Source organism: Pseudomonas sp. A-R-19, from assembly GCF_019956575.1.
GTDB lineage: Bacteria > Pseudomonadota > Gammaproteobacteria > Pseudomonadales > Pseudomonadaceae > Aquipseudomonas.
Genome location: NZ_JAHBDR010000049.1, coordinates 201,269 through 227,085, shown reverse-complemented (window position 1 = coordinate 227,085; position 25,817 = coordinate 201,269). Strand labels below are relative to the sequence as shown.

General features: G+C 59.8%; 27 protein-coding genes and 1 pseudogene. 17 read left to right on the top strand and 11 right to left on the bottom strand.

Annotated elements, in window-relative coordinates; genetic code table 11:
* The first annotated feature begins 48 nt into the window (after positions 1-48).
* From KGA88_RS12875 to KGA88_RS12860, 4 genes and pseudogenes are all read left to right on the top strand, one after another.
* Entirely contained in the window at positions 49-975 is a 927-nt protein-coding gene (locus KGA88_RS12875) for a LysR substrate-binding domain-containing protein (protein ID WP_223591442.1), read from the top strand.
* Positions 976-1,030: 55 nt separating this feature from the next.
* Positions 1,031-1,396, top strand: a complete 366-nt coding sequence (locus KGA88_RS12870; RefSeq protein WP_223591440.1) for a 5-carboxymethyl-2-hydroxymuconate Delta-isomerase — start codon at positions 1,031-1,033, stop codon at positions 1,394-1,396.
* A gap of 61 nt (positions 1,397-1,457) precedes the next feature.
* The gene (locus tag KGA88_RS12865) at positions 1,458-2,237 is read left to right on the top strand and encodes a class I SAM-dependent methyltransferase (RefSeq protein ID WP_223591438.1); all 780 of its coding nucleotides are present in this window, start codon (positions 1,458-1,460) and stop codon (positions 2,235-2,237) included.
* 171 nt (positions 2,238-2,408) lie between these two features.
* Positions 2,409-2,591: pseudogene (locus KGA88_RS12860) on the top strand (5-carboxymethyl-2-hydroxymuconate isomerase); the annotation flags it as partial.
* Positions 2,592-2,594: 3 nt separating this feature from the next.
* Here KGA88_RS12860 and KGA88_RS12855 read toward each other — a convergent pair.
* The 3 genes from KGA88_RS12855 to KGA88_RS12845 all read right to left on the bottom strand — a co-directional run bounded on the left by KGA88_RS12855 (position 2,595) and on the right by KGA88_RS12845 (position 5,763).
* Complete coding sequence (locus KGA88_RS12855; RefSeq protein ID WP_110658531.1) at positions 2,595-3,533, bottom strand: LysR family transcriptional regulator; 939 nt, start codon at positions 3,531-3,533, stop codon at positions 2,595-2,597.
* A gap of 114 nt (positions 3,534-3,647) precedes the next feature.
* A complete protein-coding gene (locus KGA88_RS12850; protein WP_110658530.1) occupies positions 3,648-4,565 on the bottom strand; it encodes a DMT family transporter in 918 nt (305 codons plus the stop codon).
* Between the two features lie 13 nt (positions 4,566-4,578).
* Positions 4,579-5,763 (bottom strand): cyanate transporter, encoded by a 1,185-nt coding sequence (locus tag KGA88_RS12845; RefSeq protein WP_223591436.1) that lies wholly within the window; start codon positions 5,761-5,763, stop codon positions 4,579-4,581.
* A 494-nt stretch (positions 5,764-6,257) separates the two neighbouring features.
* Between KGA88_RS12845 and KGA88_RS12840 the strand changes: the two genes are divergently transcribed.
* The 6 genes from KGA88_RS12840 to KGA88_RS12815 all read left to right on the top strand — a co-directional run bounded on the left by KGA88_RS12840 (position 6,258) and on the right by KGA88_RS12815 (position 12,801).
* The gene (locus KGA88_RS12840) at positions 6,258-7,640 is read left to right on the top strand and encodes a glutamine synthetase family protein (RefSeq protein ID WP_223591435.1); all 1,383 of its coding nucleotides are present in this window, start codon (positions 6,258-6,260) and stop codon (positions 7,638-7,640) included.
* Positions 7,641-7,829: 189 nt separating this feature from the next.
* Positions 7,830-9,479 carry a phosphoethanolamine transferase gene (locus KGA88_RS12835; RefSeq protein WP_110658526.1) on the top strand — a complete coding sequence of 550 codons (1,650 nt, stop codon included), beginning with the start codon at positions 7,830-7,832 and terminating at the stop codon, positions 9,477-9,479.
* Between the two features lie 72 nt (positions 9,480-9,551).
* A complete protein-coding gene (locus KGA88_RS12830; protein WP_110658525.1) occupies positions 9,552-10,202 on the top strand; it encodes a class I SAM-dependent methyltransferase in 651 nt (216 codons plus the stop codon).
* Between the two features lie 123 nt (positions 10,203-10,325).
* Complete coding sequence (gene rnd / locus KGA88_RS12825; protein ID WP_223591433.1) at positions 10,326-11,459, top strand: ribonuclease D; 1,134 nt, start codon at positions 10,326-10,328, stop codon at positions 11,457-11,459.
* Complete coding sequence (locus tag KGA88_RS12820) at positions 11,456-11,749, top strand: YcgL domain-containing protein (RefSeq protein ID WP_110658523.1); 294 nt, start codon at positions 11,456-11,458, stop codon at positions 11,747-11,749. Before rnd ends, KGA88_RS12820 begins: the two co-directional genes overlap by 4 nt.
* Positions 11,750-11,868: 119 nt before the next feature.
* Positions 11,869-12,801 carry a D-2-hydroxyacid dehydrogenase gene (locus KGA88_RS12815; RefSeq protein WP_110658522.1) on the top strand — a complete coding sequence of 311 codons (933 nt, stop codon included), beginning with the start codon at positions 11,869-11,871 and terminating at the stop codon, positions 12,799-12,801.
* A gap of 124 nt (positions 12,802-12,925) precedes the next feature.
* On the opposite strand, the gene KGA88_RS12810 is transcribed toward KGA88_RS12815, so the two are convergent.
* Positions 12,926-13,519 carry a nitroreductase family protein gene (locus KGA88_RS12810; RefSeq protein WP_110658540.1) on the bottom strand — a complete coding sequence of 198 codons (594 nt, stop codon included), beginning with the start codon at positions 13,517-13,519 and terminating at the stop codon, positions 12,926-12,928.
* Between the two features lie 279 nt (positions 13,520-13,798).
* Here KGA88_RS12810 and KGA88_RS12805 point away from each other — a divergent pair, with 279 nt between their 5' ends.
* Together KGA88_RS12805 and KGA88_RS12800 are read left to right on the top strand one after the other, a co-directional pair.
* On the top strand, positions 13,799-14,248 hold the full coding sequence (locus KGA88_RS12805) for a YcgN family cysteine cluster protein (protein WP_095945369.1): 450 nt from the start codon (positions 13,799-13,801) through the stop codon (positions 14,246-14,248).
* A 140-nt stretch (positions 14,249-14,388) separates the two neighbouring features.
* Positions 14,389-15,618 carry a hypothetical protein gene (locus tag KGA88_RS12800; protein WP_223591430.1) on the top strand — a complete coding sequence of 410 codons (1,230 nt, stop codon included), beginning with the start codon at positions 14,389-14,391 and terminating at the stop codon, positions 15,616-15,618.
* 113 nt (positions 15,619-15,731) lie between these two features.
* Here the strand turns inward: KGA88_RS12800 and KGA88_RS12795 are convergent, their stop codons facing one another.
* The 4 genes from KGA88_RS12795 to KGA88_RS12780 form a co-directional block, all read right to left on the bottom strand.
* Positions 15,732-16,109 (bottom strand): DUF2892 domain-containing protein, encoded by a 378-nt coding sequence (locus KGA88_RS12795; protein ID WP_110662115.1) that lies wholly within the window; start codon positions 16,107-16,109, stop codon positions 15,732-15,734.
* Positions 16,110-16,189: 80 nt separating this feature from the next.
* Entirely contained in the window at positions 16,190-16,660 is a 471-nt protein-coding gene (locus KGA88_RS12790; protein WP_007911337.1) for an RNA methyltransferase, read from the bottom strand.
* A gap of 193 nt (positions 16,661-16,853) precedes the next feature.
* Positions 16,854-17,225 (bottom strand): YajD family HNH nuclease, encoded by a 372-nt coding sequence (locus KGA88_RS12785; protein WP_007944009.1) that lies wholly within the window; start codon positions 17,223-17,225, stop codon positions 16,854-16,856.
* Positions 17,226-17,275: 50 nt separating this feature from the next.
* A complete protein-coding gene (locus KGA88_RS12780) occupies positions 17,276-17,962 on the bottom strand; it encodes a spermidine synthase (RefSeq protein ID WP_007898703.1) in 687 nt (228 codons plus the stop codon).
* 95 nt (positions 17,963-18,057) lie between these two features.
* Between KGA88_RS12780 and KGA88_RS12775 the strand changes: the two genes are divergently transcribed.
* Positions 18,058-18,348 (top strand): hypothetical protein, encoded by a 291-nt coding sequence (locus KGA88_RS12775; RefSeq protein WP_110662116.1) that lies wholly within the window; start codon positions 18,058-18,060, stop codon positions 18,346-18,348.
* Here KGA88_RS12775 and KGA88_RS12770 read toward each other — a convergent pair.
* Positions 18,345-18,818, bottom strand: a complete 474-nt coding sequence (locus KGA88_RS12770) for a cyclic nucleotide-binding domain-containing protein (RefSeq protein ID WP_223591428.1) — start codon at positions 18,816-18,818, stop codon at positions 18,345-18,347. The genes KGA88_RS12775 and KGA88_RS12770 overlap by 4 nt on opposite strands.
* Positions 18,819-19,080: 262 nt before the next feature.
* On the bottom strand, positions 19,081-21,135 hold the full coding sequence (locus KGA88_RS12765; RefSeq protein WP_223591426.1) for a S9 family peptidase: 2,055 nt from the start codon (positions 21,133-21,135) through the stop codon (positions 19,081-19,083).
* 275 nt (positions 21,136-21,410) lie between these two features.
* On the opposite strand from KGA88_RS12765, the gene KGA88_RS12760 reads away from it, so the two are divergent.
* Genes KGA88_RS12760 through KGA88_RS12750 form a run of 3 tightly spaced genes read left to right on the top strand, consistent with a single transcriptional unit; the run spans position 21,411 to position 23,271 of the window.
* Positions 21,411-21,908, top strand: coding sequence for an MFS transporter (locus KGA88_RS12760; RefSeq protein WP_110662915.1), 498 nt, complete (start codon positions 21,411-21,413; stop codon positions 21,906-21,908).
* A 32-nt stretch (positions 21,909-21,940) separates the two neighbouring features.
* On the top strand, positions 21,941-22,717 hold the full coding sequence (locus KGA88_RS12755) for a class II glutamine amidotransferase (RefSeq protein ID WP_223591423.1): 777 nt from the start codon (positions 21,941-21,943) through the stop codon (positions 22,715-22,717).
* Between the two features lie 11 nt (positions 22,718-22,728).
* On the top strand, positions 22,729-23,271 hold the full coding sequence (locus tag KGA88_RS12750; RefSeq protein WP_110662913.1) for a DUF2937 family protein: 543 nt from the start codon (positions 22,729-22,731) through the stop codon (positions 23,269-23,271).
* Positions 23,272-23,425: 154 nt separating this feature from the next.
* Here the strand turns inward: KGA88_RS12750 and KGA88_RS12745 are convergent, their stop codons facing one another.
* Complete coding sequence (locus KGA88_RS12745) at positions 23,426-24,340, bottom strand: LysR family transcriptional regulator (protein ID WP_110662044.1); 915 nt, start codon at positions 24,338-24,340, stop codon at positions 23,426-23,428.
* 146 nt (positions 24,341-24,486) lie between these two features.
* Between KGA88_RS12745 and KGA88_RS12740 the strand changes: the two genes are divergently transcribed.
* Positions 24,487-25,773, top strand: coding sequence for an MFS transporter (locus KGA88_RS12740; RefSeq protein ID WP_110662043.1), 1,287 nt, complete (start codon positions 24,487-24,489; stop codon positions 25,771-25,773).
* The last annotated feature ends 44 nt before the right edge of the window (positions 25,774-25,817 follow it).

The following is a 25,817-nucleotide window of genomic DNA, read 5'->3' as shown; positions in this document are numbered from 1 at the left end:
GCCCCAGCTACCTAAACTGTCAGCAGATTTGGGGATTGGGGGCAGTGGATGAATCGCAACGAACTTCGCAAGGCCGATATCAACCTGATGGTGGTATTCGAAACACTGATGCTCGAGCGCAATGTCACTCGGGTGGCGGAGAAGCTGTTTCTCGGCCAGCCGACCATCAGCTCTGCACTCAACCGCTTGCGTGCGATGTTCAATGATCCACTGTTCATCCGCGTTGGCCACCGCATGGAGCCGACAGCGCGGGCGGAGGAGATCATCAGGCACCTGTCGCCGGCGCTGGATTCCTTGTCCGTGGCCTTGAGCCTGACCCATGATTTTGACCCGGCCAGCAGCACGATGACATTCCGCATCGGGTTGTCCGACGATGTCGAGTTCGGCCTGTTGCCGCCATTGCTGCGAACTCTGCGCCAGGAAGCGCCCAAAGTGGTGTTTGTGGTGCAGCATGTCGATTACTGGCGGATTCCCGACTTGCTGGCGTCCGGCGATATCACGGTGGGTATCAGCCAGACTCGTGGCTTGCCGGCCAATGCCAAGCGCAAGTTGCTGCGGCACATCCAGCCCAGCATATTGCGCGCCGATGCCAGCGACACCCCGCTGACCCTCGATGAATATTGCGCGCGACCACATGTGCTGGTGTCCCATACCGCTAACGTCAGCGGCTACGCCGACGAGTGGCTGGCGGAAATCGGCCGCACGCGCCAGGTGGTGCTCTCGGTACCGCAATACAGTTCGTTGCCGGCACTGCTCGCCGGGACGGACCTGATTGCCAGTCTGCCGGACTACACCGCCGAGGCGATGGCCGCATCGGGAACGCTGTTCAAGGAACCCTTTCCGTTCAAGACGCCGACCCTGGACTTGTCCATGGTCTGGCTCAGTCATGTCGATACCGACCCTGCCGAACGCTGGTTGCGCTCGCGCCTGGAGGCGTTCATGAGTGAGCGTGCAGTTTTGCCGCTGCCCGAATGAATCGGGCGGCGCTCTGTTATACGTAGGACCTTTCCATTCCCTTAGGAGTCAACTCATGCCTCACCTGCACATGGAATACACCGCCAACCTGACTGACCTGAATGCCGATGTGGCACTGATGCGGTTGAACAATACGCTGGTGGGTTCCGGTCAATTTGCTGCCGAATTCGACATCAAGAGCCGCGCGGTCAAGGTCGAGACATTCAAGGTTGGAACGGCATTGGCTGAGCGGGCGTTCGTGCATGTGAAACTGGCGCTGTTGAGTGGTCGTTCGGCACAGATCAAGAAACAACTCTCCGAAAGCCTGCTGGCGGTGGTGCAGGAACTGTGTGAGTGGCCGAGCGGCGTTGAAGTCCAGTTGTGCGTGGAGATTCTCGACATCGATCGCGAATCTTATTCGAAGACATCTATTGGTCAATGAGCTGTAGCGCTTCACTGGTTCAATTGACCAGGTCTCTCTTAATTAAAGCGGGTTGCTAATCATGGCAGGTATTCAGAAAGCTGCTCAACTGGGCTACTCATCGCAAGCTGGAACTTATGCCAAGGGGCGCCCGAGCTATCCACGCGAACTGGTTACCTGGCTTAGAGAAACACTTGAAATTCAACCGGGGTCGACGGTAGTTGATTTAGGAGCCGGCACCGGTAAATTCACTCAGTTATTGGGATCAATGGAGATTGATGTCGTAGCGGTCGAGCCCATAGAAGCCATGCGAGCCGAGTTTGCCGGGAATCTACCGCACATCACGATCTTGGAGGGAACGGCCGAATCCATCCCGCTCAACTCCGGAGCAGCGCGAGCACTGGTATGCGCTCAGGCTTTCCACTGGTTTGCAAATGAAACGGCCCTTGCCGAGATTCACCGAGTGCTTGAACCGAACGGTCGGTTGGGGTTGATCTGGAACGTGCGTGATGAGTCGGTGGACTGGGTTGCGGCCATCACAGACATCATCGCGCCGTACGAAGGCGATACCCCACGCTTTCATACCGGGGACTGGAAATTGGCATTCACTGGGCGTTACTTTTCTGAACCAGAACTTACCTGCTTCCCATACACCCATGCGGGTAGCGCCAAGGAAGTCATCATGGACCGATTTCTCTCGGTGAGTTTTATCGCTGCCCTACCTCCTACCGAAAAGGCGAAAGTTTCCGAACAGTTGCAGAGACTGATCCAAACACATCCGTACCTTCGCGAGTGTGGAACCATTGAGCTTCCGTATCAAACTCGAGCTTATCTGTGTCGTCGGTTAGAGGGAACTCCATAGTAATTTAGCATTGGTGGGGGCGGCGGAGCCAAGCTAATAAACCAAAAAAGTGCCGTTCGCTGAGGTAAGTTGTTTGTGGATTAAAAAAGATTAAGCATGGCCAAATGAACGAGTCGCCACGCTGGCGTCTTCCGAAGTCTGCGGCCGAATTTCGTCTTCTAGAGTTGCATCGTTGAAGTAAAACTGGCGCTGTTGAGTGGTCGTTCGGCACAGATCAAGAAACAGCTCTCCGAAAGCCTGCTGGCGGTGGTGCAGGAACTGTGTGAGTGGCCGAGCGGCGTTGAAGTCCAGTTGTGCGTGGAGATTCTCGACATCGATCGCGATTCCTACAGCAAGACCGCCATCAACAACTGAGTATCAGGCCGTTTCCTGCTCGACGCAGGCCTGGATCACTTGCTCTCGCAGCCAGGTGTTGGCGCTGTCCTGATCAACTCTCTGGTTCCACTGCATGTCGAGGGTGAAGCCCGGCAAGCCTTCCGGTGTTTCACAGTGATCGAAGGTGTCGGCACTGGCCAACAATCGCTGGATGCGCCGGGGCAGGGTCAGGGCATAGTCGGTGCCGGTAATCAGCTTCAGCGCTGCACTGTAGCTGTTGGCGCGTGCGACGATCTGGCGCTGTTGTGCCTGCTGAGCGAGCCAGCCGTCGACCATGTTGGTCGCGGACGTCCAGGGTGTCGGGAACACGTGTCGACGTTCGACATAGGTTTGCAGGCTCAAGCGTGGTTCTGCCGGCGTGGCGCGTTTGTCGAACACACATACCAGATCATCTTCGAGCAGTGCCTGCGATTTGAAATCGACGTGACGGCGATGAAAGTTCGGACCGAAGCACATCACCAGGTCGAGGCTGCCGTCGCGCAACGCTTCGGCAGGGATATCGGCTTCGAGTTTGAACACATTGACCATCACCGGAAGATCGGCGAGGTCGAAGGTTTTCAACAAGCGCGGCAGGATCAACTGCTCGAAATATTCCGGTGCGCAGATGTTGAAGGTCACGGGCTGTAGGCTCGGGTCGAAGGCGGGTGAGCCGGCATGACACAGATTGATGCTCTGGAGGATTTTCAGCGCGTGGGGATACATCGCGCCGGCCTTGCCCGTGGGCTGCATGCCGCCGGTACGGGTATTGATGAATAGCTCGTCTTCGAAAATGGCGCGCAGCTTTTTCAGGCAGTAGCTCACTGTGGACTGGCTGACGCAAAGCGTCTCGGACACGCCGGTGACGCTGTTCTGCTCATACACGGCGACGAACACCAAGAGGTCCTGCATGTCGAGTTTTCTAAGCGAATTACTGTTCAGCATCCATTGCGTCTCGCTGCGCCCCTTGCGCTGACCGTGTGCAAGGGTGAGCGAATGATCCTAGCGGAATGAGAGAGCAGGGAGAATGCCTCGCAGGAAGTTTCGCCCAAGGGACTTTCAGCTCCGGACCATCGCCGACACGGCGCGGCGACTGGACATCAACAGCGCGAACATGCCGACACCCACCAGTGCCGCGCCGGCCATTTCCAGCGGCAGCGGCATCTGGCGCCCCCAGAGCCAGTGAAACATCGTGATAAACAGCGTACTCAGGTAGATGTAGGAAATCACCGAGGACGGCGCGATCACGCCGATGGCCCGGTGCAATAGCCAAAACGTCGCCAGGGTGGCGAACACCGCCAGGTACATCAGCCAGTAGAAATCGTTGAGCGTCAGTAATGATGCCGAGCGCCAACCGCCACTGAGTCCACAGAACACCAGCAGAAACAGCGCACCGAACAGCATGTTCCAGAACGTCATGGGCACCGGCCCGCGCCCTTTGAGGCTATTGGCTTTCAGGCGTTGGCTGAGAGGGGCGTAGAGTGCCATCGCCAGGCAACCGCTGCCGTACACCGCCAGTGCGTACGGCGATGGCAGCTCACCGGGGCCGGTGCCTTTCATGATCAGCAACACTGCCCCGGCAGCAGCGAGCAGCATCGGCACAATCCGTTGCTTCAGGCGGTTGTCCGGTGTCAGCACGGCTTCGAAACCCAGGGTCATCAGTGGCACCAGCGTGAACATCGTCCCGGTGTTGACGGCCGAGGTGTAGCGCAATGCTTCGAACAGCGAACCGAAGTACAACGCCAGCAGCAGGCCGAGCACCGCGTGGCCGAGCAGCCCGCGGACGGTCATGACGGTATCGCCCTTGAGCAGCAATAGCGGCAGAAACACCAATGCGCAAAACAGCAGGCGCAAACCGGTCAGCAGGATTGGGTCGATGGCCTGGCTGACTTGCGCCGCTGCGGTGAACGATGCGGCGATCAACAAGGCCCACAGCAGCATGCTGGCGTGAGCGACGGCGAAACCGGTGGTTTTCATGGCAGTCTCCGGGTCAGTGAATATGGCGGGCGTAGTGCCTTGGGTTGAAGCGCAAGACCATCAGCATCATCAGCGCCATGACCGCCGTCAGCGACCACCAGGCCCATTCAAAGCTGCCGAGCTGGTCGCGGATTATCCCCGCCAGCAACGGCGACAGGCCAGCGATCAGGTAGCCGATGCCTTGCACGAACGCGGTCAGGCCACCGGCGCGCAAGGGGGTGTCCAGGTGATCCAGCGATACGATCAGGCTCATCGGGAACAGGCCGCCAATGCCCAGTCCCAGCAGGCATGGCCACATCAGGCTCAGATGCCGGGGGCTCAGAATCAGTCCGCAGAAACCGGCGATGATCAGTGCAAGCAATGTCATCAGCACGACGCGGCGGTCGCGGCTGCGATTGGCGATGAGCGGGGTCAGCAGACCCGACAGTACTTCCATGGCGGTCAGAAATCCGAGCAGCAATCCGGCGTGCTGTTCGCTCCAGCCCTTTTCCACGTAGTACGGCGCCAGCCAGGCGAGGACACAGGTGTAGGACGCAGTGCCCAGGCCAAAGAAGATCGCGAGTAACCATGCGCGGGAATTGGCGAAGAACGAACCGTTACTGGCGGTCTTGGCATCCAGTGTCGGTATCTGCACCCGTTGGGTACCCCAGAACAACAATGCCAGCACGGCGAGAACCGCCCAGACCGCCAGGCCCATGCGCCAACTGCCGGTACGCTCCATCACCAGTGGCGCAAAGGCAGCTCCAATGGTGGCACCGCCCATGATCGACGTGACGTAGAGCCCCATGCACAGGGCAACGTGGTCGCTGAAGCGGGATTTGATCAGCGCTGGCATCAGGGCCTGGATCAGGGCGATCCCGATGCCTGCCAGCACCGCACTGAGGAGCAACTGCGTGGCTGAATCAAGGAACAACCGCGAGACCGTGGCCACGCCGATGATCAGCAACGAGAACACCACGGTGCGTTGATCGCCGAGTCGCTGGCTGACGCGCAGGCCGACAAACATCGCCAGCCCCATGGCCATCACCGGCAACATTGTCAGCAGTGAAGCCAGGCTGAAGCTCAGTGGGATGTCGTCGCGAATCGCCGAGAGCAGTGGTCCGACAGCGGCCATGGAAGGGCGCAGGTTCAGGGCCACCAGGACAATGCTGAACAGGAGCCAGAGCGCAGGGCGGGAAGTGACTCGAATGTTTTCCATGATCGGACCTTGAACAATAGGGTTCCGATTAGGCGCGAGAGACCCGAAGGGCACAAATCAGAAAGTCCGTGGTGGTATTTAGAATTCAAATACAAATTGCTCCGACAGAGGCGCCACCCAACAGCCAAATGTTTAGCCAGATCACATCCAAGGTTCTTCAAATCCTGATTTAACGACTCAACCCATCGTGTGACGCTGCGGGTCATCTGTTTTCTGCGGTTCTCTCTATGGACGGTTGGCCAGTCGTAATCCACCTCAAGGCATCCACCGACGCTCGTGCGTCGAGCCTTGGTCGTCGGTTCACGCCCGCCACCGCGCCAAACCTCTCTGCACTTCCTTCTGAACTGGCTTTTTGGGCGCTGTGGCATTGCCGCCATGCGCGCCCGCCGGATTCCTGCTTTTTCCGCTGATTGTTCCTACATTTTCCGGCTGATGCCGGGATTAAAGCGCGGGTGCTTTTGCGTACCCGCCTGACACGGAAAAAGAGAGTTTCCATGAGTAGTGCCACGACCTCGTTTGCCACCCAGCAAGAAGCCCTGACCTTTCTGCAGCAGAACCCGGATGTTGAAATGTTCGAGCTGTTCATCCTCGACAACAACGGAGTGCCGCGCGGCAAGCTGCTGCATCGTGACGAGTTGCTCGCGGTGTATGAAAGCGGGCGGCCATTGCCGAGCACCATCCTCGGCCTGACCATCAATGGCGATGACGTGGAAAACTCCGGGCTGGTCTGGGATGTCGGGGATATCGACTGCCGGGCCTACCCGATCAGCGGCAGCCTCACGCGTATGCCGTGGCGCCTGATACCGACCGCGGCCGTGCAGGTCAGCATGCATCCGTCGGAGGGAATGCCCGCCACCATTGCCGATCCTCGTCATTTACTGGCGAAAGTCATCGAAGGTTTGCAGGCTGACGGTTATTACCCGGTCATGGCGGCGGAGCTGGAGTTCTACCTGCTGGATCAGCAGCGCGACAGCAACGGCCGGCCGCAACCGGCACGGGATGTCGATGGCGGGCGTCCGCGTGGTACCCAGGTCTATGGGTTGCGTGAACTTGAACAGATCGAACCGTTCCTGGCCGATCTGTACAGCGCCTGCAAGCTCCAGGGGATTCCGGCGCGCACGGCCATTTCCGAATACGCACCGGGGCAGGTGGAAATCACCCTCGAACACCGCACCGACGCGCTGCAGGCGATGGATGAAGCGGTGCGCTACAAGCGCCTGGTCAAGGGAGTGGCACACAAGCACGGCATGACCGCCTGCTTCATGGCCAAGCCCTTCGATGACCTGGCCGGCACCGGGATGCACATGCACGTGAGCCTGGCGGACAAGGACGGCAACAACCTCTTTGCCAGCGAAGCCCCGGATGGCACGCCGCTGCTCAAGCAGGCTGTCGCAGGCATGCTCAGTACCTTGCTCGATTCGCTATTGCTGTTCTGCCCGAACGCCAACTCCTACCGTCGATTCCAGGCCAACAGCTATGCGCCCCTGGCGGCCACCTGGGGCGTGGACAATCGCACAGTGAGTTTGCGCGTACCCGGCGGGCCGGCGTATTCGCGGCATATCGAGCATCGAATTTGTGGCGCGGATGCCAACCCCTATCTGGCGGCTGCGGCAATTCTGGCCGGTATTCATCGCGGTATCCGCGAACAACTCGACCCCGGTGCGCCGGTGGAAGGCAATGGCTACGCCCAGGCTGCGAAACTGTTGCCGACAGACTGGCTGACCACCTTGCGCTCGCTGGAGGGTTCCAGTTGGGCCAGGGAAGCTTTTGGTGGCGAATTCCTCGGTGTCTACCTGGCGGTGAAGCGCGCCGAGTATCGCCAATTCATGGGCGAGGTCGGAGAGCAGGACTGGCGCTGGTATTTGCACCAGGCTTGAGTCAAAGCTGAACCTAAGCTGAACAGTTCTCAAAAAGTCTGAAAGTTTCAGGCGGTCTTGTAAGCCAACTAATTGTTGGCTTCTTTTTCACAAAAAATTGATGGTTGGCTACCTAAAATTAGAATTGTCTCGGTAAATGAAATTTTCACATTTGCCGAAGACATTTCTTTTCAGGACCCGCCGAACCTCATGCTTAAGATTAAAGCCGTGCGCCCAGAATGGGTGACACTGATTGCCAGCGTATTTTTGTTAATTTGCTTCAATTTTGTGCTCTGGCAACACCTGTTCGAAATCACCGCATCCGATGGTAAAGGCATCGCCATGCGCGTGGCTTTCGGGGTGATGATCTGCGCGGCCTTCAACATTGTATTGACCCTGCTGGCATTCCGGCCGGTACTCAAGCCGGTCCTGATCCTGCTGTTCATGATCAGCGCGGGCGTGGCGTATTTCATGAGTCAGTATGGTGTTCTGATCGACACCGGCATGTTGCGTAACTTTGCTGAAACCAATGCCACGGAAGTTCGCGACTTACTGTCGCTCAAGTTGTTTGTTTATATTGCGCTGCTTGGAGTTCTACCGTCTTGGCTGTTGTGGAAGACTCCAATCAGTTATCGACGTTGGCACCGTGAACTGCTCAGTAAAGTTCTGGTGACTTTTGCTTCGGTGGCGGTGATCGGTGGTGTTGCGCTGGTTAACTATCAAGGCCTGTCTTCACTGTTTCGCAATCATCACGAATTGCGCCTGATGGTGGTGCCAAGCAACTACATTGGTGCCTCGGCGGGTCTCTTGCGCGAGAAAGTAGCGACGGCACGCCAGCCCTTTGTCAAACTCGGTGAAGATGCCCAGCGCAATCCGGCCTGGCAAACTCACGGGCGCAAATCCCTGACCGTTCTTGTCGTGGGTGAAAGTGCCCGGGCGGAGAACTTCGGCATCCTTGGCTATAGCCGTGACACCACGCCGAAACTGAGTAAGGAAGAGGGCCTGATCGCCTTCACCGATGTGCACTCCTGCGGTACTGAAACCGCCGTCTCGGTGCCTTGCATGTTCTCCAATATGGGGCGCAAGGACTACAACGCCAGCAAGGCAAAGAATGAAGAAGGCCTGCTGGATGTGCTCAAGCATGCAGGTATCGACGTGATCTGGCGTGACAACCAGTCTGGCTGCAAGGGTACGTGCGATCGCGTCACGGTTCAGGACGTCAGCAATCTGAAAGACCCAACGCTGTGCGCCAACAGTGAATGCCGCGACGAAATCCTCCTGCAAGGGCTGCAACATTTCATCGATAGCCTGGACAAGGACACGGTATTGGTATTGCACCAGATGGGCAGCCACGGTCCGGAGTACTTCAAGCGTTATCCGAAAGAGTTCGAGCACTTCACCCCGGTTTGCGAAAGCAATGCCCTGAACAATTGCAGTCGCGAAAGTATCGTCAATGGCTACGACAACACCCTGGTATATACCGACCATGTGCTGTCGACCTTGATCGATCTGCTGCGCAGCAATCAGGACAAAGTGGATACCGCGATGCTGTACCTGTCGGACCACGGCGAATCCCTGGGTGAGTACAACTTGTTCCTCCACGGCACGCCTTACATGCTGGCACCGGAGCAGCAAAAGCATGTGGCCATGTTTGCCTGGTTCTCCGACAGCTATAAAAAGTCGTTTGCGGTAGATACCCATTGCCTGCAACAGAGTCGTGAAAAGCCCCTGAGCCAGGACAACCTGTTCCATTCGATGCTTGGGCTGCTGGAAGTCAACAGCAAGGTCTACAACCAGGATCTGGACATGTTTGCCGGCTGTCGTGGCCCAGTGTCCGACGGCGTGTTGGCCAAAGATTGAGTGCTCCGATTTTGTTTCACGCGGTGGCCGCCGTCCTGCGGCCTGTAGAACCTTTATCAAGAGCCATTGCACATGTCCGCTCAGCCCCCGTCCGCCATCGAGCTTGAGATTGCCCGGCGCTACGACCAGGAGCACGCGCGCGTCTGCCTTCAGCCGCAAGCGCCTGGCCTGACCGGACGTCTGGTGCTTTGGCGTGAGGAGCGTCTGGTGCGCAACGCGCTCAAGGTCGCCGGCGAACCGGGGCTGATCCTTGATGTGGCTTGCGGTGTGGGGCGTTTTTGGCCGGTGCTGGCCGAACATGCCAATCGGGTGATCCTGGCGACGGATCCGTCCCAGGACATCCTCGATCATGCCCTCACACACCACCCGAAGAGTCTGTTGAAGCGGATCAAGACCTTTCAAAGCTCCGCATTCACGATTGGTTTGTCGGAGAACGCGGTTGACTGCATTTTTTGCATGCAACTGTTTCAGCACCTCACCAACCCGGAACATCGTCTGGCGATGCTGGGCGAGTTTTATCGGGTCAGTCGCGATACGGTGATTGTCGCGGTGCGCCTTGACGGTCGTTTCAAGGGCGCGGGTGCGGAGATGGAAGGGCCATTGCCCAGCAAGACCAAGGTGGAAAGCGAGTTCAGGCAGGCGGGTTTCCGTCTGCTCAGCCATCAGGACTTCTTCCCCGGTTGTGCGCGGATGCGGATCTACGTGCTGGGTAAGACCAGCTAGCGCGACGTTGTCGGACTATTCTTCATATCACGCAGTAATTTTCGCTAACGCTCTTGTTCAGTGGATGCGCGGAAATCGCCGGGGGCGATATATACTGCGCGCCATTCTTCAAGGGAGAGCCGTGTGGCCATCGATATTCACTGGATTCGCGACAACGATAGCCTCGGACGCTTGTGTGCCGAGTGGCAGCAGTTGCCATTCGTTGCCCTCGACACCGAATTCATGCGGGTCGACACCTTCTACCCGATCGCTGGCCTGCTGCAGGTCGGTGATGGCAAGCGCGCCTACCTGATTGACCCGCTGACCATCGACAGCTGGCAACCATTGGCTGCGTTGCTGGAAAACCCGGCCGTGGTCAAAGTTGTCCACGCGTGCAGCGAAGACCTCGAAGTCCTGCTACGCCTGACCGGCAGCCTGCCGGCGCCACTGTTCGATACCCAACTGGCCGCCGCTTACCTGAACCTCGGTTTTTCCATGGGCTATTCGCGGCTGGTGCAGGAAGTGCTCGGCATCGACCTGCCCAAGGGTGAAACCCGTTCCGACTGGCTGCAGCGTCCGCTTTCCGAAACGCAGATCAGCTATGCCGCGGAAGATGCCGTGCATTTGGCTGAAGTCTTCGTAAGGCTGCGCCCAAAGCTGTCGGACGACAAGTACGCCTGGGTCCTGGAAGACGGCGCTGAACTGGTGGCCAACCTGCGCCGCGAGATCGACCCGTACGAGGTCTATCGCGATGCCAAGCTGGCCTGGAAGCTGTCCCGCGCCCAACTCGCGGTTTTGCGTGAGCTGTGCGCCTGGCGTGAAAAGGAAGCCCGGGCCCGTGACCTACCGCGCAACCGGATTGTCCGCGAGCATTCGCTGTGGCCGCTGGCGCGTACGCAACCGGATAACCTTGGCGCCCTGGCGAAAATCGAAGACATGCACCCGCGTACCGTGCGTCAGGACGGCGAGTTTCTGCTTGATCTGATCAAGCGCTCTGGCAGTGTGTCGCCTGATCAATGGCCGCCAGCCGTGCCAGAGCCGTTGCCAGTGGATGCCGCCGCGCTGCTCAAGCAACTGAAGGCCATCGGCCAGGCGGAGGCCGAGCGCCTGAACATCGCCCCGGAACTGATGCTGCGCAAGAAAACCCTGGAAGCGCTGCTCAAGAGCGGCTTCCCCAATGGTCCCTACCAATTGCCTGATTCGCTGCGTGGCTGGCGTCGCGAATTGATGGGCCAGGCGCTGCTCGACAGCCTGGCCACCGCCGGAGAACAGCCTTGAAACGTATTTGTTCCATCTACCGCAGCTCGAAGAGAAACGAAATGTACCTGTACGTGCTCAAGAGCGATGCTCTGGAGCGCGTGCCGGATCCCCTGATGGCAGCCTTCGGCAAGGCCATCCATGCATTCGACCTGGTGCTGAGCCCCGAGCGCAAGCTGTCGCGCGAGGACATCGAGGTCGTGCTGGAAAACCTCGACAAACAGGGTTATCACCTGCAAATGCCGCCTGCCGAAGACGAGTACATCGAGCACTTGCCGGAAGAATTGTTGCGCCGCAACGATCCGATGTGAGCGGCAGACAGGCTCTGTTCAGAGTGGTTATGAAACACTGATCGATTTTAGCGATGGCAGCATCGACGGAGCACGGCTCTGTCGGCTGTCGTCTGCACCGTTTTTGAAAGGTTTGAAGCATGCGCGTCCTGATTGCTGAACACGACCACCCCGTGTACGCCCAACTGTTGCGCGAGGCGGCACCGGACCTGGAGGTGCTGACCAGCGGTGATTCCGCCGAACTGGCCAGTCAGGCCGCCGATTGTCCGGTGTGGCTCGGCCAGCCTGATTTGCTGGCGACCCTGTTGCGCCAGGGGCATCAACCGCAATGGCTGCAATCGACCTGGGCTGGCATTACGCCGCTGCTGGCCGACGGCTTGCCACGGCACTACCAGCTGACGCGTGCCGTCGGCATCTTCGGCCAGGTCATGGCCGAGTACGTGCTCACCTATATGCTCGGTCACGAACGTGAAGTGCTGGCGCGGCTGGTCAGCCAGGTCGAGCGCAAATGGGACAGTCGCCATGGCCAGAGCCTGGCGGGGCGCAAGGTGTTGATCGTCGGCACGGGCGATATCGGTCAAAGTGTCGCGCAGTTCCTCGTGCCGTTTGGCGTCGAGTTGTATGGCGTTGCCAGCAGCGCGCGGGAACAGGCACCGTTTATCGAAGTCGGTTCACTGGCGGATCTGCCACGGCTGGTCGGTGAAGTCGATTACGTGGTCAACCTGTTGCCGAACACACCGGACACCCACGATATCTACGACGCGGCGCTGTTCAAGCAATTCAAGCCGACCGGGTTGTTCATCAACGCCGGGCGCGGTGTGGCAGTGGTCGATGCGGATCTGGTGGAAGCCTTGAAGGAAGGGCATCTGGCGGGCGCGGTGATTGACGTCTGCCGTCAGGAACCCTTGCCACAGCGTCATCCATTCTGGACCGCCTGGGGCCTGTTGCTGACCGGCCACAGCTCGGCACCGACTTCGCCGTCACTGATGGTGAAGCTGTTTGTCGAAAACCTGCGGGCGTATCAGGCGGGAGAAGCGTTGCGCGGAGAAGTGGATTTCGATCGCGGGTATTGATTCACCGCCATCAAAAATGTGGGAGCGGGCTTGCTCGCGAATGCAGGGTGTCAGTCACTGAACTTGTCGACTGACACTCCGCATTCGCGAGCAAGCCCGCTCCCACAATGTTTTGTGCAGTGGCTTAGAGGGTGAAGTCACCTTCAGCCGCCAGCTCGCTCAACGGACGACGCGGGCTCGGTTCTTCACGGGCTTGCAGGTAATCCGCCAGGCTTGCCTTGTCCCCCAGCTTGCCCACTGCGACGGCGGCGTGCAGGGCGTAGCCTTCAGGAATGCTCAGCTCCTTGCGGGTCAGTTCCTGGTCGAAACCGGCCATGCCATGGGTGTGCCAGCCGCTCAGGCTCGCTTGCAAGGCCAGGTGGCCCCAGGCCGAACCGGTGTCGAAGGTATGCCACAGGGCCGGGGTTTCTTCGGTGGCGCCAGGCACGGCGAAGGTGGTTTTCGAGATCACGATCACCAGGGCCGAAGCATGTTGCGCCCAGCTGCGGTTGAATTCATTGAGCAGGCCCAGGTAACGCTCCCAGTTCGGCGTGTCGCGACGTGCGTAAAGGAAACGCCAGGGTTGCGAGTTGTAGGCCGAGGGTGCCCAGCGCGCGGCTTCGAAGAAGCTCAGCAGGGTTTCCTCCGGGATCGTTTCGCCAGTGAAGGCGCGGGGCGACCAGCGATCGGTGAACTGTGGGTGAATAGCGTAATCGGCAACGCGTGGGTTGGCACTCATCAAGAGATTCCTTGCTACGTTTTAAAGTGAGGGTCGTCCGAAAACTGTGGGCACGGTTGAGCCGGGCCGTGAGGTTTTTCGAGAGCCGTGGCAGTTCACCGTAATGCAACGCGGTTGAGCGTTAATGGCACGCAGGTCAGGCTCCTTGCGATTGGCAAAGCTACTTGCCAGCGCAAAAACTGACAAGCCCGATCTACCGACAGTCGCCAATGCTTGGCCCAAGGGGCTTCGGGCACTAGACTGGCGGCCTTTTCACCACCTGATGTCGATGCTCGAACCATGGCCGCCAAAGTAGAACCGTTCTGGATACGCAAAACCCTCGATCAACTCGATCAGGAGGAATGGGAGTCGCTGTGCGACGGCTGTGGATTGTGCTGCCTGCAAAAACTTGAAGACGAAGACGACAACAGCGTTTATTACACGCGCATCGCCTGCAAGCTGCTGGACCTGAAAACCTGCCAGTGCAAGGACTATCCTAACCGCCGTGACTCCGTGCCGGACTGTATCCAGCTCACGCCGGGCAAGGCCGACGAATTCAAATGGCTGCCGCCGACCTGCGGCTATCGCCTGGTCAGCGAAGGCAAGGACCTGCCGTTGTGGCATCACCTGGTGTGCGGTGATCGCGATGCCGTGCATCACGAGCGGATTTCCCAGTCCGGGCGCATGCTCGCCGAGGGCAGCGTGCCGGAAGATGACTGGGAAGATCACCTGATTTTCCGCGCGGGCTAATGCTCATCGCTTTTTGTGGCGAGGGAGCTTGCTCCCGCTTGAGTGCGTAGCACTCACAAAGTCGCCAGTGCTAACAAGGATTTGGGGCTGCCATGCAGCCCAGCGCGAGCAAGCTCGCTCGCCACATCAGGAGTGTGTGTATGGCTGTGGGATGGCGGCGGGCGTGGATCGTTGGATTACTGGCGGTGAGTTCGCCCGTATGGGCCGCGAACAAGGTCAATCTGGATTATCACGTGCGCCTGTTGCCGCAGAGCGATCAGGCCGAAGTGCGCCTGACGCTCGCCCAGGGTTCGGCGGTACGCAGCCTGGACTTCAACCTCGGCGACGGCAGCCACTACAGCGATTTCAAGGTCGACGGCCAATGGCTACTGACACCCGGCAAAGCGACTCGCGGTGTCTGGCGCCCGGCGGCCGACAAGGCCAGCCTGACCTACCGCGTGAAAATCAGCCACGGGCGCAAGAACGGCAGCTTCGACACGCGCATGACGCCAAACTGGGCGTTGATGCGCGGCGACGATCTGGTGCCGGCCGCCAGGCTCGATCAACAGGATGGCACCGAACTGGTTTCACGCCTCGAATTCGAGCTGCCCGCTGGCTGGAAAAGCGTTGAAACCGCCTGGCCACGAATCGGCAAGAACAAATTTCGTATCGATAACCCCTCCCGACTGTTCGACCGGCCCACGGGCTGGATGCTCGCCGGCCAGCTTGGCAGCCGCCGGACTCGTCTGGGCGAGACTGAAGTCACCGTCGCCTCGCCGCTGGGGCAGGGGATGCGCCGTATGGATGTGCTGACCCTGCTGACCTTCGTCTGGCCGCAAGTGCAGGCGCTGTATCCGCGCCACCCTGGCAAGCTGCTGATCGTCGGGGCCAATGACCCCATGTGGCGCGGCAGCCAGTCGGCGCACGAGTCGATCTATCTCAGCAGTCACCTGCCGTTGGTCAACGAAAGTGGCAGCAGTGCGTTGGTCCGTGAGTTGGCCCAGGTGTCCGGACGGATCAATGGCACCCAGCGCAGCGACTGGATCAGTGAAGGTTTTGCCGAGTATTACGCCATCGAACTGGTGCGTCGGGCTGGCGGCATCAGTGATGAACGCTACGAAAGCCTGCACGGCAAGCTGGTCAGGGACACACAGAAAGTCACCACGCTGCGCGGCGAGCGAGTCAGCCCGGCGCAGGTAGCCAGGGCGGTGGTGTTGCTGCAGGAACTGGACGGCGAGATTCGCCTGAAAACCCATAACAAGCGGTCGCTGGACGACGTATTGCGCGGGGCAATGCGGCTGGGGGATATCGATACCCAGGCGTTTGTTCAGCTCAGCGAGAGCGTGATCGGTGGGTCTTCGAAGGTGTTGAGTACCGAGTTGATTCAGTAATACCGCCATTCGCGAGCAAGCCCGCTCCCACATTTGATCCGTGGCGTTCACAAAATCGATGTAGGAGCTGGCTTGCCAGCGATGAGGCCAGTAGCCTCACCAAAACTTTTGGTTCAAACCCCAGCTTTCGGCGACTTCAAGGAATCATTGCCAGTCACGGTGGCCGTTTTGGTCGCCGCCTCGGCGTTGGCCTTCAACTGGCTCAGTTCCTCACCCGCCCGCTGGATTTTCGCCCGCACGTTGTCCATGTCCTGACGGCCTTTTTCCAGCAGGCTTTTCGCCGAGCTGTGGCCGGTGATACCGCGCGCCAGGGCCACGCCGCCGATGGCCACCTGGATCAGGCCAAAGATCCCGCCACGCCGCAGGCCCTTGCCCACCATCACCACGCCGCCGGCCAGGGAGCCGATGCGTTCCCAGCCCTGCACGTTCTGCTCGGAAGGGCTCTGGAACGGGGTGGATTCGATACGCTCGACGCGTTTGAGTTCGCTCATGGTCTGTCTCCAGGCTTCTGTGATCGATAATCAAGCTGACTGCGTGGGCAGGCCGCTTGTTCAATCGGATGTGCGGCGATTCAGCGGAATTTTGGCCCGGAGCGGGTATTGAGCCCCTTGGCCATGCGGTCGTAGAGCACGACGTTGACCGTGGCGGCCAGGTTCATGCAGCCGGTGGTCGGAATGTAGACCACGTCTTCGCACCAGTCGCGAATCTCTTTATCCAGCGATCCGTCTTCCGGGCCGAAGATGTAGAGCGCGCGATCCGGGTGAGTGTATTCGGGCAACGGGCGGGCGCCTTCGACCAGTTCCACGGCGACGGGCACGCAGTTGAGCGGCAGGATTTTCTTCAGGTCGTCGATGCCGATCAGCGGGATGTCGTAGTGCACGCGCTTGGTATCGGTGACGAAGTCGGCGGCGCGCTCATAGCGCTTGCCGGTGTAGAACACCGACGCCACGCCATAACAGCCAGCGGCGCGCATCACCGAACCGACGTTCTCCGGTGATTTGGGGTTATACAAACCAATGCAGCTGTACCGTTTGTCTGCCACGAGCGGGGTGCCTTTCGGGAAAAAAGCGCGATTATACGGGGATTGGGCGGCAGTGGTCAGTTTGGAGATTGGTGGTGCCAGGGCGATCGCTTTCGCGAGCAAGCCCGCTCCCACATTGGTTTTGTGTCTGGCACAGATTAAATGTGGGAGCGGGCTTGCTCGCGAAGAGGCCGGTCGGGACGCCGATGAGTCTTCAGTCTTCTTTTTTCATCAACCCGGCCAACGCCGCAAATGGGTTATGCGTGGCCTTGGCGATTTTCGGCGTGCTCAGCGAGCCTTCGCCGAAATACTGCTGGTCGGTATAGCGCGAGTGTTCGTTATCGTGGCAGTACAGGCACAACAATTCCCAGTTCGAGCCATCCTGCGGGTTGTTGTCGTGGTTGTGGTCGCGGTGGTGCACGGTCAGTTCGCTCAGGCGCTTGCCGGAGAACTCACGGGCGCAGCGGCCACAGACGTGCGGGTACATCTTCAGGGCCTTGTCGCGGTAGCCCATTTCCTTGTCGCGCTGGTTGTCGGCGAGGATGCGATCCAGCTTCGAAGTGTTGGTCGGGGTGGACGAACTCATGGGTTCACCTTTGTAGAATGACTAATGACGGTTATAGGGTGAAGTTTAGCCTAGCCCTTGAGCTTCTCGGCAATCCAGATGGTGTGGCGGGTGCCCTTGTTGCCGTGGGCGAAGACCTGCACTTCCTCGGCCTTGAACCCGGCTTTCTTCAGTTTGTCGGAAAATTGCCGGTCAGCGCTGGCCGACCAGACGGCCAGCACGCCTTTTGGTCTCAGGGCCTTGGCGCAGGCGCTCAGGCCGCCAGCGGAATACAGCCAGCTGTTGGCTTTCTGGGTCAGGCCTTCGGGGCCGTTGTCGACGTCGAGCATGATCGCATCGAAGCCCTGGGGTTCGGCTTGCAGGACTTTGGCCACGTCTTCCATGCGAATCACCGTCCGCGGGTCGAGCAGCGGGTTGCCAGCCTTCTCGCCCAGTGGTCCACGGTTCCACTCAACGACCCCGGGGACCAGTTCGGCGACCACCACTTCGGCGGTCTTGCCCAGGTGCTTGAGCGCCGAAGCGAGGGTGAAACCCATGCCCAGGCCGCCGATCAGCACCCGTGAGTTCGGTCGGCCGGCGACCTTGCGGCACGGGATCTCGGCCAGGGCATCTTCGGAGCCGTGCATGCGCGTGTTCATCAATTGTCCGCCATCGCCACCCTGGATCTTGATGACGAAATCCTCGCCATATTCGAACAGGCACAGGGCACCGCCGTTTTCAGGAATGGGGGTGGTGTCCAGCAGAACGAAACGTTTCATGGGGCTCACTTGAAGAAAATTGGCAGAACTCGGGAGGGCAAACAGACGCAGTTGGGAGTAGCCTGTTTATGACGACAAGGCCAACGGAGCCATTGATGAAGCGCACCATTCTAACGGTCATTGCCCTGGCCGCGCTCTCGATAACTGCAGTACAGGCTCAACAGCTGCAATCGATTCCCGTCAGCCCCGCGCCGATGCCCGGTTCGCCCGGCACTGCGACGCCCACGCCGTATCCGCAGATCAGCCCGGCGCCTTTGCCTAAAGTCGGCCCCGGCAGTAGTGGCCCGCCGTTGGTGCCGATTGAAATGCCGAGCCCGCCGACCAAGGACCAGCCCGTGCCGGGGATTGAGCCGAATCCGCCCAAACCCAAGTCGCCGGGCGGCTAGACCTGCTGCGAAAGCAACTGGCCGTCGGCCATGCGCAGGCGCTTGGACAGGGACACGGCGAGGGCGCGAATGGTCTTGGCGGCGATTTTCGGTGCGTCGTTGAGCATTTTTTCCAGCGAGTCCTTGCCCAGGTTGAGCAACTGGCAATCGCTCGCGGCTACGCAACTGGCCGAACGCCGTTCGCCGTCGAGCACGGCCATCTCGCCGAACGAGCGGCCGCTGCGCAAGGTGGCGATGGTGACGCGTTGCCCGTCAGCGGTGGTTTTCTGCACCGCCACCTGACCGGTGTGGATGATGCACATGAAGCTGCCGGCATCACCCTCCTGGAAGATTTCCTCGCCCTGGGCAATGGTGCTGATACTGAAGTAACCCGACGCCGCGGCGAAGTCCGCTGGCAGCAATTGATTGAACAGGCCGCAGTCCATCAGCCAGTCGCGAATTTCGTTGTTCAGAAAGGTTGATTCAGGCATGTCGTCACGGTCTTTATTGTGATTGTTGCTGACTTGAATTCACCGCAAATCCCTTGTGGAAGCGAGTTTTTGTGGCGAGGGGGCTCGCCCCCGTTGGGTTGCGAAGCAGCCCCAAAATCGCTGATACACCAAAGATCGTGTGAGTGCTACGCACTCAAACGGGGGCAAGCCCCCTCGCCACAAAAGCTCGCTACTGCAAGGGATACGGGTTGTATCGGCTAGTGGTGTGCGCAATTGAGACCGGTTCGTCGGCCCAAGTTCCTCAGGCAATGCCCAATACCTTGAACAAAAACGCATATTCGAGCGCCACGTCACGCAATCCCTGATATCGACCGCTCATCCCGCCATGCCCGGCACCCAGTTCAGTCTTGAGCAATAGCGGATTGCTGTCGGTCTTGGTCGCGCGCAATTTCGCCACCCACTTGGCGGCTTCCCAATACTGCACACGGCTGTCGTTGTAGCCGGCGATCACCAGGGTCGCCGGATAAGCTTGCGCGCTGACGTTTTCGTACGGGGCGTAGGCCTTGATCCGATCATGGACGTCCGGTTCTTCAGGGTTGCCCCATTCGTCGTACTCCGTGACGGTCAATGGCAGGTCAGGGTCGAGCATGGTGTTGAGTACGTCGACGAACGGCACTTCGGCGATGGCGGCGCCAAACAGCTCCGGCCGTTGATTGAGCACCGCGCCGATCAGCAGGCCACCGGCGCTGCCGCCGCTGATCGCCAACTGCGGGGCAGTGGTGAAGCCTTGGGTGATCAGGTGTTCGGCGCAGGCGATGAAGTCGCTGAAGGTGTTGTGCTTGTGCTCCTGCTTGCCGGCGCGATACCAGGCTTCCCCCAGTTCGCCACCGCCGCGCACGTGGGCAATGGCAAACGCCATGCCGCGATCCAGCAGGCTCAGGCGCGCATGGGAAAACCATGGGTCGAGGCTTTCGCCATAGGCGCCATAGCCGTAGAGGTACAGCGGCACCGGCTTGCCGAGGTCTGTGCGCTTGATCACCAGGCTGATCGGCACTTGTGTACCGTCCGGCGCAGTGGCCCACAGGCGCTGGCTGACGTAGGCGTCGGCATCGAACGGGCCGAGCACCGGGGTTTGCTTGAGGACTTTCTGCTCGCCGGTTGCCAGTTCAAGCTGACGGATTTGCGCCGGACGGTTCAGCGCTTCGTAGCGCAGGCGAATCCGCTCGCTTTCGAACTCCAGGCTGTTTTGCACGTGCAGGCTGTAGGCCGCATCCGGCAATTGCACGCGATAAGGCGCCAGGCCTTGCGGGTGCACCTCGATGATCGGCAAACCGCCAACCCGCAGGCTCAGGGTCATGGCCCCGGTGTTCAGGCTGATGCCGTCGATCATCACCGTGTCGCTGTGGGGGATCAGGTTCTGCCAGTCGGCTTCGGTGGGTGCTACGCCGGTGTCGATGGCCGTGTACAAGGCGAAATTGATGCCGTCACGGTTGCTGCGAATGAACCAGGTCCATTGACCGTCGAGTACGCCGTGGTCGACGTCGTACTCATGATCCTCGACCCGTGGCGCGATGCAGGTAAAGGCTTGCTGCGGCTGGTTGGCATCGAGGACCCAGGCCTCGCTGGTGGTCTTGCTGCCCACGGACAGCAACAATTGCCGCTCGGAGCTTGAACGGTAGCAATGCATGAAGAAGCGACCGTCCGGCTCATGGAACACTTCCTCGGCCGCCGTGCCGTCCAGACGATAGCGATACAGCTTATGCGGGCGATGGGTGTCGTCCAGTTCGCCAAAGAACAGCGTCAGGCTGTCGTTGGCCCAGGTCATGCTGCCGTCACAGTCCTGGAATCCCAGTTCGCTGACGCGGCCGTCGGACAACTCCTTCACGAACAACGTGTAAATCTCGTCGCCGCTGGAGTCGACGCTGTAGGCCAGGCGCTGATGGTCCGGGCTGATGCTGAACGCCCCAAGCGAAAAAAAGCCGCCATTGGCCAGTTCGTTGGGGTCCAGCAACAGTTGTTCGCGGCTTTCGTCGAGGGTCAGGCTGTCATCGGCCGGACGCGGGCAGCGGTAGTGCCGGGCGTACTCATCGCCCGCCGTGGTGCGGGTGTAGTACAGATACGGTCCCCACGGCGAGGGCAGGGACAAATCAGTCTCGAGAATCCGCCCCTTGATCTCCTCGAACAGGGTTTCGCGCAGCCCGGCCTGGTCGGCGGTTTGCGTTTCCTGATAGCTGTTTTCGGCTTTCAGATAGTCGAGCACTGCATCGGTGTCGCGCTCTTGCAGCCAGGCATACGGGTCGGAGCCTTCAGCCTTGTGGGCAATCGGAGCGTCGTGAATGTTGGCGGATAGGGGCATGTAGGACTCTCGAGCAGTGTACGGAATAGGGTTTAGACCTTGTAGGAGCGAGCTTTTGTGGCGAGGGGGCTTGCCCCCGTTGGGTCGCAAAGCGGCCCTAAAACGAGTCACTGCGATGTTTAGTCAATAACGCGGTGCCTGTTTTACGACTGCTTCGCAGCCGAACGGGGGCAAGCCCCCTCGCCACACAAGCTCGCTCCTACAGGGTTCTATGTCTTGATGCAGCCTGACGGGCGAAAAGCCGTTATCATAAGCGCCTCTTTGCCTGCCTTGCCATGGACACCATGACCGAGAACGACTATCTGATCGCTTGGGGCCTCTACGCCTTTGCCGCTTTGGGCTGCCTGTTGGTGTGGATGCGCTTGACCCGCTGGATGTGGCGTTGGCTACGAGAGCCGCTGCGCCTGGTGATGGCCGTGCTCCTGTTCAGCCCGACCATCATTGACCCGGTCAAGGATAAAGTCGCACCGGCCATCGCCATTACCGCGCTCGACCTGCTGTTCAAGGTCGGCAACAACGCCTGGCGGGCGATTTCCGATCTGTTCATGTACGGCATGATCGCGTTCGGCCTGTATCTGGTGCTGGTGGCGATCCGTTTCCCCATCGAGCGCGCTTCCAACGCCCGCAAGGAACGTGAGGCTGCCACCAAGGCCGCCGTCCGCGCCGACGAGCGTGAGGATGATCAACCATTCGGCGGTGCCGGCGATGATCGTTACGGTCGTCCACCCGTGCCGAGCAATCCTCAGCGGATGCGAGTGGAACCCCGTCTGTAACCTTGCCCCTGCGATTGAGCGAGAGTCCGAGCATGTGTGAGTTATTGGGCATGAGTGCCAATGTCCCGACCGATATCGTGTTCAGCTTCACCGGGCTGATGCAGCGCGGCGGACGCACCGGCCCGCATCGCGATGGCTGGGGCATTGCCTTCTATGAAGGCCGTGGGCTGCGGCTGTTCCAGGATCCGGCGGCGAGCTGCGAGTCGGAAGTCGCGAACCTGGTGCAACGCTATCCAATCAAGAGTGAAGTGGTGATCGGGCACATCCGCCAGGCCAACGTCGGCAAGGTCTGCCTGTCCAACACTCACCCGTTCGTCCGTGAACTGTGGGGGCGCAACTGGTGTTTCGCCCATAACGGCCAGTTGGCTGACTTTCAGCCAACGACCAGTTTCTACCGCCCCGTTGGCGATACCGACAGCGAAGCGGCATTTTGCGATTTGCTTAACCGCGTACGGGCGGCGTTCCCCGAGCCGGTCGAGGTCGAAGAACTGCTGCCGGACCTGGTGGCCGCTTGCGCCGAATACCGCAGCAAGGGTGTGTTCAATTGCCTGCTCAGCGATGGCGACTGGCTGTTCTGCTATTGCTCGACCAAGCTGGCGCAAATCACCCGTCGCGCACCGTTTGGCCCGGCGCGCTTGAAGGATGTCGACGTGATCGTCGATTTTCAGGCCGAAACCACGCCAAATGATGTGGTCACTGTCATCGCCACCGAACCCCTGACCGAAAACGAAACCTGGACCCGCTACGAACCGGGTCAATGGAGCCTGTGGCGACGCGGCGAATGCGTCAGCCAGGGCATGACCGAATAAGGACTCCTTGCATGTTGCTCAGTTATCTACGGCTGGTGTTGTTTGCCGCGGGCCTGTTGATCGGTGTCCAGGTGCCGGGGTTCATCAACGATTACGCCAAGCGAGTCGAAGCGCATCTGATTGAAGCGCAGGCCAGCCTGAGCGGGTTTCAAGGTACGGCCAACCAGTTCTTCAAGGGTGACATGCAGGCCCTGGTGGCCCATTACCGCGCCAGCGAAGATCCGATCTTTCGCAGCGATGCCGACAGCCTGAGCAACCTGCTGACCCGCCAGCTGGCGCTGGACAAGCAATTCCAGGCAATGCAGGGGCCGTGGTACATCCGCTTCCTGCAAGTGGTGCTGGCCGCTGATCCGGACATCCGCAAGGAAACCTGGAATGGCTACAGCTACCAGATCCTGTTGACGCCTGAAGCGATGATCTGGGGCATGAGCGGCGCGTTGCTGCTGTCGTTCGGGATCGAATGCCTGTTTCGCCTGATTGACTGGGTGGTGTTGGGCGGCAGGCGTCTGCGCCAGAGCCGGCCAATCGAAGAGCGGGATTTGCGCGGGTTGTAATACTGCCTGGTCCCTGTGGTGAGGGGGCTTGCCCCCGTTGGGTTGCGCAGCAGCCCCAAAACCAGGCACTCCGGTTTACAGGTGTACCGCGTTTGCTGGGTTTACGACTGCTGCGCAGCCGAACGGGGGCAAGCCCCCTCGCCACAGGGTGCGTTCAGTCAGCCAGGGTGATGTAGTCCTCACCCACCTTCTGCGCATACTCCTCAAGCACTTGCTGACACAGCGCGACAATCTCCTCGACCCACTCTACGCCCACCCGCCACGACACCACCACCTGCAGGTCGGGTGGTCGCTGATCAATGTCCAGCAAGGTCAACTCGCCCCGCGCCAGTTCCTCGGCCACCAGCACCGGTGGCAAGGCGCCGATACCAAAGCCATCGCGCAACAACCGGGTAATCGCCGACACCGAGTTCACACAGTTCAGTCGCGGCGCCAGTACACCGTTGGCTTGCATCAGGGCGAGCACTTCCTGGTGCGGGTGGGAGTTTTTCGAGTAGGTGATGATCCGCTCGCCCGCCAGGTCAGCGATGCCTGAATACTCGCGGTTGTAAATGGAGTTGCTGGCGACAATCCAGCCCATGGGGTGGCTGGCCAGTTCCAGGCTGCGCACGCTTTCCTGGCGCAGCAGGTCGGTCTGCAGGATCACATCGAGAAAGCCTTTTTGCAGCTGATCGCAGAGGTTGAGCGAGGTATCGGCCACCAGCTCGATTTCCACCAGCGGGTAGTGATCGGTCATCTGCGCCACCAGCGGACTGAGCCAGGTATGGATCACCGTGTCCATCACGCCGATGCGCACCCGTCCGGCCTTGCTCGAACGGGTCTCGATCGACTGCTTGAGTGCCTGCATGGTGTCCAGCATCTGCTCGGCGTAATCGAGCACTTTCAGGCCTTCGGGTGTCAGGCTCACGCCGCGCGAATCCCGCAGAAACAGCTTTACCCCAAGCTCGCCTTCAAGCACCGCAATTCGGCTGGAAATAGAGGCCTGAGTGGTGAAGAGCTTGTCGGCGGTCAGGCGAAAACTCTTGAGTCGGGCGACCCAGACAAAGGTCTCGAGAAACTTCAGGTTCATGGGATAAAGATTTCTTATGGCTAAGGCGGGTTTTTATTAGTTGGACGCAGCAGGGGCGCGCGTCCAAGAATCGACGCATCCGGTTCCCACGATAGGCGTCGTCGGGGCTCAGAACAATACCAATAAAATAAGCGCGGAGATTTGCCATGAGTGCGCCCGACACCACCGCCATCCCGAAAGCCTCGGCCCGTCCGGGACCTTTCGACTGGTATCGCAACATCAATCAGCAGGAACGCCGCACCTTCTGGAGCTGCAAGATCGGCTATGGCCTGGATGGCATGGACACCCAGATGCTCAGCTTCGTGGTGCCGACCCTGATTGCCATGTGGGGCATCACCACCGGCCAGGCCGGGCTGATTCATACCAGCACGTTGATCGCTTCGGCCATCGGTGGCTGGGTGGCGGGGATTCTCTCCGACCGCATCGGTCGCGTGCGCACCTTGCAACTGACGGTGCTGTGGTTTGCCTTCTTCACCTTCCTTTGTGGCTTTGCCCAGAGCTACGAGCAACTGCTGATTGCCCGCACGTTGATGGGCTTCGGTTTCGGCGGCGAGTGGACGGCCGGCGCGGTGCTGATGGGTGAGGTGATTCGTGCCCAGGACCGCGGCAAGGCCGTGGGCATGGTGCAATCGGGCTGGGCGCTGGGTTGGGGGCTGACAGCGATTCTGTATGCGCTGCTGTTCTCGGTATTGCCTCCGGAAGACGCCTGGCGCGCGCTGTTTATCCTCGGCATCGTGCCGGCGATTTTCGTGATCTTTGTCCGCCGTCTGGTCAAGGACCCGGAAATCTATCGTCAAGCCAAAGCGAAACAGGAGCCGAGCAACCCGTCGAAGTTCTACGAGATCTTCGCCCCCGGTATGCTCTTCACCACGATTCGCGCTTCGTTGCTGACCACCGGCGCGCTGGGTGGTTACTACGCGATCACGTCCTGGCTACCGACTTTTCTGAAGAATGAACGCGGCTTGAGCGTACTCAATACCAGCGGTTATCTGGCGATGGTGATCGTCGGTTCCTACGTGGGGTATGTCATCAGCGCCTATTTGACCGACATCCTCGGACGTAAAAAGAACTTCATCCTGTTCGCCGTCGGCTCGTTCACCATCGTCTTGCTGTACACCCAACTGCCGGTCAGCAACGGCGTGATGCTGTGGCTGGGCTTTCCACTGGGCTTCTTCGCCTCGGGGATTTTCAGTGGCATGGGCGCGTTCCTGACCGAGCTGTTTCCGACGCGCATTCGTGGTTCGGGCCAAGGTTTTTGCTACAACATCGGCCGGGCGCTGGCGGCATTGTTCCCGCTGTTGATCGGCCTGCTCAGCCAGACCGTGCCGCTGAGTGTCGGCATTGGCGCCTTTGCGGCGGTGTCCTACGGTGTGGTGATCCTCGCGGCCCTGAGCCTGCCGGAAACCCGTGGCAAGCAACTCGACGCCCAGTAACTGATAACCTGCGGGCCTGTCTTATAGATATGTCCCGCAGCTAA